The 11,010-nt window shown below is 46.9% G+C and carries 11 protein-coding genes; 7 read left to right on the top strand and 4 right to left on the bottom strand.

Going from position 1 to position 11,010, the window contains the following annotated elements; all coding sequences use genetic code 11:
* Nucleotides 1-451: 451 nt before the first annotated feature.
* From FC49_RS04955 to FC49_RS04940, 5 genes are all read left to right on the top strand, one after another.
* Complete coding sequence (locus FC49_RS04955; RefSeq protein WP_056984429.1) at nt 452-1,849, top strand: Na+/H+ antiporter NhaC family protein; 1,398 nt, start codon at nt 452-454, stop codon at nt 1,847-1,849.
* Between the two features lie 135 nt (nt 1,850-1,984).
* Nucleotides 1,985-2,128, top strand: coding sequence for a hypothetical protein (locus FC49_RS10155; RefSeq protein ID WP_156402468.1), 144 nt, complete (start codon nt 1,985-1,987; stop codon nt 2,126-2,128).
* A 176-nt stretch (nt 2,129-2,304) separates the two neighbouring features.
* Nucleotides 2,305-3,426, top strand: coding sequence for a vitamin B12 independent methionine synthase (locus FC49_RS04950; RefSeq protein ID WP_056984428.1), 1,122 nt, complete (start codon nt 2,305-2,307; stop codon nt 3,424-3,426).
* Between the two features lie 18 nt (nt 3,427-3,444).
* Complete coding sequence (locus tag FC49_RS04945; protein WP_056984427.1) at nt 3,445-4,200, top strand: cyclase family protein; 756 nt, start codon at nt 3,445-3,447, stop codon at nt 4,198-4,200.
* 174 nt (nt 4,201-4,374) lie between these two features.
* Nucleotides 4,375-4,812 (top strand): GNAT family N-acetyltransferase, encoded by a 438-nt coding sequence (locus tag FC49_RS04940; protein WP_056984426.1) that lies wholly within the window; start codon nt 4,375-4,377, stop codon nt 4,810-4,812.
* A gap of 105 nt (nt 4,813-4,917) precedes the next feature.
* On the opposite strand, the gene FC49_RS04935 is transcribed toward FC49_RS04940, so the two are convergent.
* From FC49_RS04935 to FC49_RS04925, 3 genes are all read right to left on the bottom strand, one after another.
* Complete coding sequence (locus tag FC49_RS04935; RefSeq protein ID WP_003715397.1) at nt 4,918-5,463, bottom strand: YagU family protein; 546 nt, start codon at nt 5,461-5,463, stop codon at nt 4,918-4,920.
* Between the two features lie 165 nt (nt 5,464-5,628).
* Nucleotides 5,629-6,885: an MFS transporter gene (locus FC49_RS04930; RefSeq protein WP_056984425.1), complete on the bottom strand. Its 1,257-nt coding sequence runs from the start codon at nt 6,883-6,885 to the stop codon at nt 5,629-5,631.
* Between the two features lie 70 nt (nt 6,886-6,955).
* Nucleotides 6,956-8,968 carry a right-handed parallel beta-helix repeat-containing protein gene (locus tag FC49_RS04925; protein WP_056984424.1) on the bottom strand — a complete coding sequence of 671 codons (2,013 nt, stop codon included), beginning with the start codon at nt 8,966-8,968 and terminating at the stop codon, nt 6,956-6,958.
* Nucleotides 8,969-9,103: 135 nt separating this feature from the next.
* Between FC49_RS04925 and FC49_RS04920 the strand changes: the two genes are divergently transcribed.
* Nucleotides 9,104-10,282, top strand: coding sequence for a helix-turn-helix domain-containing protein (locus FC49_RS04920; protein ID WP_056984423.1), 1,179 nt, complete (start codon nt 9,104-9,106; stop codon nt 10,280-10,282).
* A 68-nt stretch (nt 10,283-10,350) separates the two neighbouring features.
* Here the strand turns inward: FC49_RS04920 and FC49_RS04915 are convergent, their stop codons facing one another.
* A complete protein-coding gene (locus FC49_RS04915) occupies nt 10,351-10,560 on the bottom strand; it encodes a hypothetical protein (RefSeq protein ID WP_003715384.1) in 210 nt (69 codons plus the stop codon).
* A 138-nt stretch (nt 10,561-10,698) separates the two neighbouring features.
* Between FC49_RS04915 and FC49_RS04910 the strand changes: the two genes are divergently transcribed.
* Entirely contained in the window at nt 10,699-10,974 is a 276-nt protein-coding gene (locus tag FC49_RS04910) for a hypothetical protein (RefSeq protein WP_003715429.1), read from the top strand.
* Nucleotides 10,975-11,010: the final 36 nt, after the last annotated feature.

Below are 11,010 nucleotides of genomic sequence, written 5' to 3'. Positions count from 1 at the left end.
GCATTATTAATCTATAAAATAGTTAAGAGATTGAGTTAATTCCCAGCCTCCTCGGCGATTTTAAAGACCTTAATGCACCGACATTTACCCCTCCCCAAAAAATATTTAAAATTAAAGATTGACAAGTTAAAATGAGAATGTTTTAATAATATCAACATCAACGGAAAGGAACGAATAATCATGACTCACAACTCATTGAATAACAGTGTCAAGTATTATAACAGCTATGCTTACTTGTAATGTCTGCGCCAACTTAGGTGCGGACAGGGACGTTCGCGCCTAAGCAGAGCTGTATTCAGTGAGGTCTTTGCTAGGTGTCTACAATCTAGCAAGGGTGAATGCTTTTTTAGAAAGTCGTTTATTCATTTCCTGTGAAATGAACACCAGCTAGGTTGAGCAATGTCTCAAAGTCTAGCTGGTGTTTTTCGTTTAAGTATAGGGAGTGAAATCAATGCCAATCTTTAAAAAATCATCTCAAGATGCCGAACCTAGCTTTGGCTTCAGCGAAAGTCTCGCGGTCCTGATTGTAATCTTATGTATCCTTGGTTACCTGATTATCTTTAAGCAGCAAGAACCCCAGGCGCCGCTGTTCATCGCCTTCATCCTGCTCGCCGTTTACGGTAAGCTGCGCGGCTTCAGGTGGGACACCGTCATGGAGGGTATGCGGAGCGGGCTCCGGGCCGGGGTCGACCCGCTGGTTATCTTCCTCTCCATCGGGGTCCTGATTGCCACCTGGATTTTCTCAGGAACCATCCCCACCATCATGTACTTCGGTTTTAAGATCATCTCCGTCCAGTTCTTCCTGCCGACGGTTTTCATCGTCTGTACCCTGGTCGGGGTGGCCTGCGGAAGCTCTTTCACCACGGTTTCCACGATGGGGATTGCCTTCATCGGCATCGGGGCGACGTTAAAGATTAACCCGGGGCTGACCGCCGGGGTGATCGTCTCCGGAGCCTTCTGCGGTTCTAACATCTCCCCACTGTCCGGAACGACTAACCTCGCCGCCAGTGTCGGTCAAATCAGTATCTACGAACACATCCGTTCCCTGCTGATCACCGATATTCCAGCCTGGGCAATCTGTGTCGTCCTCTACACCGTCCTCGGTTTGAACTCCAAGCAGGTCAGCCTCAACGCCGTCCACCAGATGATGAACGGCCTGGTAGACGGCTTCTGGATTTCCGGCTGGGCCCTCCTCCCAGTCGTCCTCTTGATTATCCTGGCAATTTTACAAGTACCGGCCATCCCTTCCCTGGGTCTTGGCTCCCTTTTCGCCGCCGCCCTGGGCTGGATTCACGCCCCGTCAACTAGCATTACCGCCATCACCAAGACGATTATGATGGGCTACGTTTCCCACACCGGCAACAAAACCATCGACGCCCTGCTCTCCAAGGGTGGGATCTCCAGTATGCTGACCTCGCTGGCCTTGATTGTCTTTGCCCTGGCCCTCGGTGGTCTCCTGATTAAGTTCAACATCATCAACGCCATCATCGACCACCTGTCCGGAATCGTGAAGACCGCTGGCCGGCTGACCCTGGCAACCACCATCACTTGTATCGGCGTCAACCTGATGGTCGGTGAACACTACCTCGCCATCATCTTGCCGGGGCAATCATTCCTACCCGCCTTTGACAAGCTCGGGCTGAAGCGGAAGTACCTAACCCGGATCCTCAACGATGCCGGGGCGGCCGTCAACGCAATCGTGCCGTGGAGTGTTTCTGGGGTCTTCATCGCGGGTGCCTTGCAGATCAACCCGCTCAAGTTCATCCCCTGGGCCTTCTTCCCGTTTTTGGTTACGATTTTGACCATCATCGTTGGCTTCTTCCTCAAGCCAAGTAAACAAGCTGCCTAGCTATTTCTCACCCGCCCCGGTCATCCGGCGGTGGGTGATTTTTTGCAATTACTACTTGACGAACTTTGCCGACTCGAGTATGATAATGACAATTCAATTAGAAAATGCTATGAAAAAGATGAGTAATGTTGACGAGTGACCCCCAGCGAGTCGGGAATGATGGGAACCGATGGCACGACCAACACGAAGATGGTCTTGGAGCAAATGATTGGGTGGCGAGCGACAGCCGTAAGCGACCCACGAGTGGCGACCGTTATCCCGCCGGGGTTTACCCGCTAACGTTGCGGGTGTACCTACTGAGGATCAGGCTGGAAAGCCTGGTTAAATTAGGGTGGTAACACGTTAATTTCCGTAAACGGAGTGACGTCCCTAGGAAGAGCAACAGAACGCTTTTCCTAGGGACGTTTTTTAGTTCCCAGACTTGAACCCATCTGTCTTGAAAGGGGTAAACAACTATGACTCAATCAACCTTAACCGCACCGTTTCGCTATGACATCGTTGGCAGTTTTCTCCGTCCCCAAGCCTTAAAGGACGCCCGGGCAAAGTTTCAAGCCGGTCAACTCAGCCAGGAAGAATTGACCGCCGTTGAGAACCAGTGGATTGCCGACCTCATCCAAAAGGAAAAGGCAGTTGGCTTGCACGCGGTGACCGATGGTGAATTCCGCCGCAGCTGGTGGCACCTCGACTTCCTTTGGGGCCTAAAGGGCGTCAAAAAGTACGACTACCGGGAAAGCTACAAGTTCCACGGTGCCAAGACCCGGACGGACAACGCCGAACTTTCCGGCCGCGTCGCCTACAATCCTGACCACCCCTTCTTTGCTGCCTTTAAGTACACCCAGGAGCAAGCCGGCGACGACGTTATCGCCAAGCAGACGATTCCTTCACCGACCCTGCTCTTCCGTGATAACCGTTCCGACAACTGGCCCCAATTCTATGACCAGCGGACCGACTACCTAACCGACCTCGCCACGGCCTACCGGAAAACGATCCAGCACTTCTATGACCTTGGTTGCCGCTACCTGCAAATCGACGACACCACCTGGGCCTTCCTCATCAGCAAACTCAATGAGACCAAGGACCAGCCGGAAGAGCACGCCAAGTACACCAGCCTGGCGGAAGATGCAGTGACCGTCATCAATGGCGCCCTCAAAGGCCTGCCAGACGACCTCACCCTCACCACCCACATCTGCCGGGGGAACTTCAAGTCAACCTTCCTCTTCTCTGGCGGGTACGCCCCCGTCGCCAAGTACCTGGCCCAGCTCAACTACGATGGCTTCTTCCTCGAATACGATAACGACCGGTCAGGTGACTTCTCACCACTGGCCACCATTTGGAACCAGCGTCCTAACGTCCGGATCGTACTCGGTCTGATCACCTCCAAGTCTGGTGAGTTGGAAGATAAGCAAAAGATCATCGACCGGCTCCACGAAGCCGCCGAGCACGTCCCGTTGACGAACCTCTGTCTGAGTCCGCAGTGCGGCTTTGCCTCCACGGAAGAAGGCAACATTCTGACCGAGGAGCAGGAATGGGCCAAGTTAAAACTGGTTAAGGAAATCGCCGATGAGGTTTGGCAATAACAGAAAGGAATGTTGAAAATGTCAGTACAAGCAAGTTCAGTTCAAACATTGGTTAGTAAGTTAAAGGAGCAGACCTGGGTGGACTTAACCCATTCGTTTGGCCCGGAAAGCCCCCGCTTCCCCGAATTCCAGCCGGCCAAATTTAAGACGTTGTTCACCCACGCGGATGGCTTCTTCGTTAAAGAATACACATTCCCTGGCCAGTACGGGACCCATATCGATCCACCCGTCCGCTTTTACAAAGATGACGAGCGCTACGTCGAAGATCTAGCGCTCAAGGACCTGGTGCTCCCGCTAGTTGTCATCGACCTTCACCAGGAAGTCGCGGAGAACCCCGACCGGAGCCTGACCGTTAAGGACATTCAAGCCTGGGAGAAAAAGCACGGTGAAATCCCGGCCGGCTCGTTTGTAGCCCTGCGAACCGACTGGGGAAAGCGCTGGCCATCCCAAGAAAAGTTTGAAAACAAGGATGCTCACGGGCAAAACCACTACCCCGGCTGGTCACTCGACGCCCTCAAGTACATTTACGAAACCCGGCACGCTGCCGCCAACGGCCACGAGACCTTTGATACGGATACCGCGACCGAGCAACAGAATGGCCTGGTCGGCGAATACTACGTCTTGTCTCACGGGCACTACCAGGTCGAACTGCTCAATAATTTAGACCGGGTACCGGCCACCGGGGCTGTAATCTTCATCTCCGTTGCTAAGCCAGAAAAGGCCCCGGGCTTCCCCGTCAGGGCGTTTGCGGTCTTTGAAGAAGGCAAAAAATAATTTTATTGACAGCACTCAATCACTTCTATTAGAATAGCTATGTAAATAATTTTTCATCGGAGAACAGTGCCTCGTAAGGCGAACCCCCATCTGGGGACTGTTGAAGAAGATGTCGAGTGAGCTCGGTTAGTTAATGCTAGCCGGGCTCTTTTTATTTGAAAGGAGCGGATTTAGATGAAAATTATTCAAACTGCATTTGACCGAACTCGAAAGGACGTTTTTGAAGGACTCAGTGCCTACTTCAGCAAACAATACGGTGCCACAGATATTTCGGAACTACCGCAGCAGTTCTCTCAAGAGCTCGCCTTTAGCGCCACAGACGGCGATACCAGCATGGGCCAAATCTATGGGCACATTGATAATGTCAACCTCTCTGCCGTTATCGAGGGGCTCTACGTCAACCCTAATGCCCGGGGTAGCAAAATCGGTCAAAAGCTCATCCATATTTTTGAAGATACCGTCCAACAGGAAGGCTGCGTCATCAGCTTCGTTGACACAACCCAGGCCAGCGCACCCAAATTCTATGAAAAGCAGGGTTACCAGCTAATTGGAACCATTCCTGACTACCCAGTTAAAGGCGACATTTATTACAAATACTACAAACGCCTCTAATCCTTGAAACACCCAGGCAGCAGTTTAGTTGCTCGGGTGATTTCTGCTTAGCAATGAATATAAAAAAGCATTCCTAAGTCAGTGACCTAGAAATGCCGGTTAATTCTATAAGTACTTGTTGGTCAGTGTCTTAACGTGCTGGGTGCCAATCAGAAAGTAGGCCACTGCCACAATCGACCAGGACCAGACGATGTGGCCAAAGAATTCTGAGAAGTGTTCATCGAACGGGATGTCCCATGGAGCGGGAGTAGTGCCCAGCGCCGGCATCAAGATGACGTGCCAGATAATCCAGATTAAAATCCCGTACAGGACCCCGTGCCACATGGCAACCCACTTCGTCCGATTGTACTGGGCCAGGTAAATTAGCAGCCAGGCAAAGAAAATCGAAAAGCTAAAGTGAAGAATTAGCGCTACCCAGAAGACCTTTTGATCCGTGGAGTAGTAAACGTAGGTGTGGGTGAAGCTCGGTGAAGCGCCGAGTTGTTGCAGCATATGCTGCGGCGGGTTCGTAGCATCCCGGGCCAGCGTCCGTGGCGGTAAAATCTTTTCCCAACCAATCTTAACCATTCCCGAAATCATCCCGGCGATAATCCCGTACCAAACGGTTTTCCAAAAAATCCGCCATTGTGAGGCGTGTTCAGTAGTATCCATTTCTCTTTCTCCTCTCGTGAATTAATTCACGTTGGTTATGATACTACTTACTTTTTCAATGTCAAGGTTGCTCTATGGCACTAAAAAGGCCCAATAATTATTCTTCCCATAAACTATCAAAAAAGAAGAATCAATTATTGGGCCTGTAAGTTATCATTTTTCTAACTAATGAACTTTCTTAATCAGCATAATTAAACCTGCCCCAACTAAACACATTAAACCAGCGGCTGGGAACATCATCTTATAGCCGACCGCGCCGATAATCACGGAAGCCATAATGGGACCAAAGACCTGCCCCAGCGAGTTCGCCAGGTTTACAATCCCTAAGTCTTTGGCTGCATTATCCGGATTAGGGAGAACAGACACGTTGAGGGCCTGATCCACGGAATTATACATTCCCATTGCTGCACCGCTTAGTGCCGCATACGCGAACATTGTCCATGGCGCCGCATCGAACGCCGGAAAAGCGACACCAATTCCCATAACAACAGTTGAAGCTGCAACTAACGCTTTCAAACTATGGAACCTGTCTGCCAGCGGACCCCCGATAATCGCAAAGGAAACGCCTGTAATCAGAAGAATCGTTGACATAACGGATAAGTTATGAGCTGCCGATGCTGACGAGAGCTTCATGTAATCCACAAAGATATATAACTGGTAACCGGTAATAACAAATTGCGCCGAGACAAACAGTAACTTGCCAAAAACTGCCAGGTAAAAATCACGAACATCACCGTGGATTGGGAAAATAAATGCCTCCAGCAATTCGGAGCCATGAAGTTCCTTAACTTTTTCTCCTTTATTACTGCCATCCCCAACCAGAAGCAAACCAATAATAGTAAAAATAACTTCAAAGATCATGAAAGCATAGATACCACTATTGATTTTGGTCAGGTAACGAGAAGCTATCATCGTCCCTACCGGGGTCCCAATATTCATCCCCACTCCGTAAAAAGCAGAAATGGATCCTCGATACTTCTTAGGTGCTTTGTCAGCAATGAAAGCAACAATTGGTGCTACCATCATGTTCAACGCCACTTGAAATAACGACCAATTAATGATAATCCCTTTGATTGTGGTTACCTTAGTCAGCCAATAAAAGCAGATTAACGTCGTAATTAAGCCCAGTACAATCCAGGGATTACGCTTCCCCCATCGGCTAACAGTTCGGTCAGATAGTGCCCCTTCAATAATATTAGCAATGGTAGCAACAATCATCGCAATGGTAGCGAGTAATGCCACAATTTGAACCTTTTGGTCTGGTGCAATTTGCTGAATTTTAGCTGGTAAGAGTGTTGAATTAACCCCTAAGTACGGTATCAGCCAGCCAAGAAGACCAAAAAGTAGACCGAATCCTAATCGAAAAGGAAATTTTGTTGTTTCTGCACCGTTTGGCGTAGAATGCCCCTTACTTTCGTCCATTTTCTATTGCTCCTTTAAAAACTTATTCTTTCATTCAATTTCCACTCACTAGCCATATTGCTCGGTAAGATTAAAACTCTTCGTTCCATAAGTCTTTCCCCGCCGCGTCGCTAGTGGCGAATGGGCCTGGAATCGTTGAAATGCCCCGATGATTACCAAAGTAGTCTTCACTAATTTGGATTGAATCACCATCTGGTGTTTCAAAACGCTGTTCTGGCTCAAAGGCTTTGCCTAAAACATCGGAATTAATAATATTGTTTTTAAAGTTGCCAATTACATCATAAAGGTTGGTCTGGAGTGCTGGCTTACCGTTATGGTCAATAAGCTCAACAGTCACTTTTTTATCAGGAACAACTAAATTATTAGTTTCTTTCTTCCACGCCTTCGCACCGTTTAAGTACACGTTGCCGCTTACCCAAACTGGCAAATGCCCCATGTGGTATGGCTGAAGATTTGCCATATCATCTTCCTTAGCAGCACGACCGGCAAGTTTTTCAAATGGCGCAAACCATTCGTCATAGGTTGGGTAGTCATCAAAAACAAACGTCCCCACCTCTTCATTATCCTCAGGATTCTTTTCTGGTGCCCACTTCTGTACAAAAACATTATTGTAGAAACGGTCATCGCCATGAAGAATAGTTGAAAAACCAGCAACCTCTGTCCGGTGTGGAATGTGATACGGAGTATACCGCTGGCGAGAAACGCCCTTGCCTGGATAGTCTGTCCCAGTACCTACATAGGTAAACGAACCAAGAATCAAGTTATTAACTACCCCAAGGCCCTGGGTAGGAATCTTCAAGGAATCCTTAGATAATAACAGGTTATTATCAATTAACGTCGGCCCATGGCTAACCTCAACCCAAATATCCTGACTTTCCATTGCTCCTTCTAGGCGGTGGGCAGTCCCGGCCGGAGCATAGTTATGGTCAAATAGGTTTTGAGTAATCCGCGTACCTTGAGCTTCCCAGTCACACCAAAGGCCCATCGTGCAATGATCTATATGGTTACGACGATAAATGACGTCAATTGCCGCATGCATTTTGATTCCCGCAATTTCTGCTCCTGCTAGTTCTTGCATATTGTTGATGTGGTGGACATGATTATCCTCGATGACGCTAAAGACACCACCCTGACGCCCAACAATTCCATCCTGCTCACAATCGTGGATATTGCATCGCCGGATAATATGGTGACCAATTTTTTCTTTTAGCCAACCATCATACTGACCGCGGCAAACAGCTTCTCGTTCCATTTGAGTTGGGCTTTTAACATGCTTATAGGTAAAGTAATGGTCATTGTTAGGATCCTTATATTTTCCTAGTGAGATTCCCGCACAACGGCTAAGACTAATATCACAGTCTTCGATAATCCAGCCCTTTGCCCAGTGGGGACCAATCATCCCATCCTGAAAGGCGGCTGGAGGTGCCCAAGTAGTAGCGGCTTTATTAATTGTAAAACCAGCAACAGTGATGTAATCAATCCCGGTCGCTTGTGGCCAGAAGCATTCTTGGCGTACATTAATATCGACCTGCTCTTCGTTAGGATTCTTCCCTTGGAAGTTAGCATAAATAATGGTTTCATTCTTAGCCGTATCCTGCTCTGTATACCACTTATAGATTGAGTTGGCCTGGTCCCAAGATCTTGTGTAGACTTCACCTTTAATACAGTCATCCAAAGTGGTTGTTTCATAGAAATGAATGCCGTTCATATAAACCGCTCCGGTATGTTTGTCAACTGGACCAAAGTACCAATCTCCAACTACAAATGTGGTGTAAGGATTATATGAGCCAAAAATACTGTTATTAACCCTAGTCACCCAAACGTTGCCTTGATATTTCTTCCAATTATTGACCTGCTCAGCACCAGTGATAACTGCTTGAAGCGGTTCAACACTCCGGTACGTAATTCTGGCATCTTTTTTCCCGGCATGAATTGGATTAACATTTTCACGATACGTTCCGGGAAACACTAAAACTTCGTCTCCCGGCTCAGCAATTTTAGCCGCCTCATTGATTAACTTAAACGGCCGTTCTTGACTACCATTACCATCGAACGCTGCGTTAGCATCAACATAAATTTTCATCTACGACAGCTCCCATCATCGTGCAAAATTGATATATAATACTTGTAAACGCTTACGAATATTATTTTAGGAGCCACGCCATTAATTTTCTTGTAGTTATGTATTAATTATTGTAAATATGTAAGGGGCGATTGGGTGAATCTCTTAACGCAATATCTCGCAACAGCTAATTTCGCATATAGTATTCTTAATAATGGACAACTCATTAAAAAAGATAAGGATAATTTTTTAGCTGGTACTTTTAATCCATTACTATTTATTCATAATCATGTTCCACGAAGGTTAATCACTCTCTATAAATTAAAGGAGCATAACCTAACGCTAGTAGTTCTTAAATCAAAAGAAACCTATTACCTTTTAGGGCCGCTAATAGTCAAGTCAGTCGATAGCAAAGCACTTGCTACTCCTTTTCTATTAAGTAACGGCCATTTTAAACAATTCTCCCAGGACCAGTTAATTACTATCATCAACTTATGTATTAACTTACTCGGTGCCTATGTTCGCCCTCGCAAAATCAGGTCAAGGTGTTTTCATCCAACTGATGTTAATCTGAGTCTTAAAGGAACAGCGTTTGTTTCTCTTAATGAAAACGGGGCTCATGTCAATTATGCCTTTGAAAAACAAGTTAATGACGCTCTCTTGGATAATAACCCAGCAGGAATCCATACTGCTTTAAAGTTGCTCTATAATTCTGGAAGAATCGGCATTTTAAGTGACAAAGGGACTTTACGGAATCTAATTGACTTTGGCATTATTGTTATTTCAACTAACATCCGAATTGCTCTCCGGAACGGAATGAATTTTGAATTAGCATATGGGCTGAATGATTACTATGTCCGTAGGTTAGAACAGCAAACCAGTGTCCACGCAGTTATTAAGTGTATTGAAGACAACCTGATCGACCTAAGCCAACAAATTAATCATAACGTCACGGCAGGCCAGCCACCGATAATCGTCCGAGCTGTTCGAATAATCTCCTCCACTCCTCAACGTAACTTATCCGTCAACCAGCTAGCTAGTCAACTAAACACTTCGCCTAACTACTTTTCTGCTTTTTTCAAGAAACAAATGGGAGTTACTTTCACCCAATTTAAGATGCTGGTTAAAATTAATGCGGCAATCGTTTTACTAGAATCAACTAATATGAGTATTGCTGAAATTGCGAGCTACCTCAATTTTAATGACCAGGCTTACCTTTCTAATCAGTTTAAAAAATATACCTCTTATTCGCCTAACCAGGTTCGCAATAACCCCATCTTGGTAGACAATTGGAGTTTATACCTATCTCAATTCCACCCACCACTAATCATTTAAAGCCAAAAAAGCACCCCTAAGCTAATGGCTTAGGAATGCTGGTTAATTAATTTGGTTAAAGCGGCCGGTTAGACGTTCAGGGTCTTCCCGTACTCGTCGTTGATGGTGTCAACAACGTCCTTAGCGGCCATGTCGTCTTGGACAATTGCGTCGCCATCCCGCAGGGTGTACTTGACGGAGTCGTCCAAGTTGCTCAAATCGACATCGTTGCCTTTAGCATCAACAAAATTGAACTTCGAACTCTGGAAGTTCTGAAGGGCATCTTCATTAATTTCCATGATTATGCTTCCTTTCACTCTCTATTATAGTCGTTTTTCAGAAAGTGAACGGGTTAATTTAAACTTTTTTCCTAGCGGACAACCCTGATTGAAATCTTGGGGAACACCAGTATAATTGGTGATGAGGAGGGGAAGAAAATGTCATTAATGCAAAACACTTCTAACATTAAAAAGACGAGCCAATCCGTTTACTTGATTACCCTGGTCCGGCGGAGCGCCGACCGGCCAATGTACTTAGACCACATGGTTTATGATTCAGCTGCCGCGGGGCAAAAGTTTATGACCAACCTCGCCGCCGCGTTTGAACGGGCTGGCTACCGCTTAAACAAGAACGACGCTGACCACTACCAACTCGACAACGGTCTGGACAAGATCACGTTAACCGGTAGCACCCAGAGCGTCTTTGAAGATTAATCCCCAACAGTTACAAAGCACCGCAAATTGTGGCTT

Source organism: Limosilactobacillus oris DSM 4864, assembly GCF_001434465.1.
GTDB lineage: Bacteria > Bacillota > Bacilli > Lactobacillales > Lactobacillaceae > Limosilactobacillus > Limosilactobacillus oris.
Note: the sequence above shows the minus strand (reverse complement) of the source record. Positions and strands in the feature narration are given on the sequence as shown.

Bases quoted from the DNA above. Each gene is read 5' to 3' on its own strand.
- FC49_RS04955 (WP_056984429.1), top strand. From the start codon at position 452: ATGCCAATCTTTAAAAAATCATCTCAAGATGCCGAACCTAGCTTTGGC.
- FC49_RS04950 (WP_056984428.1), top strand. From the start codon at position 2,305: ATGACTCAATCAACCTTAACCGCACCGTTTCGCTATGACATCGTTGGC.
- FC49_RS04945 (WP_056984427.1), top strand. From the start codon at position 3,445: ATGTCAGTACAAGCAAGTTCAGTTCAAACATTGGTTAGTAAGTTAAAG.
- FC49_RS04940 (WP_056984426.1), top strand. From the start codon at position 4,375: ATGAAAATTATTCAAACTGCATTTGACCGAACTCGAAAGGACGTTTTT.
- FC49_RS04935 (WP_003715397.1), bottom strand. From the start codon at position 5,463: ATGGATACTACTGAACACGCCTCACAATGGCGGATTTTTTGGAAAACC.
- FC49_RS04930 (WP_056984425.1), bottom strand. From the start codon at position 6,885: ATGGACGAAAGTAAGGGGCATTCTACGCCAAACGGTGCAGAAACAACA.
- FC49_RS04925 (WP_056984424.1), bottom strand. From the start codon at position 8,968: ATGAAAATTTATGTTGATGCTAACGCAGCGTTCGATGGTAATGGTAGT.
- FC49_RS04915 (WP_003715384.1), bottom strand. From the start codon at position 10,560: ATGGAAATTAATGAAGATGCCCTTCAGAACTTCCAGAGTTCGAAGTTC.
- FC49_RS04910 (WP_003715429.1), top strand. From the start codon at position 10,699: ATGTCATTAATGCAAAACACTTCTAACATTAAAAAGACGAGCCAATCC.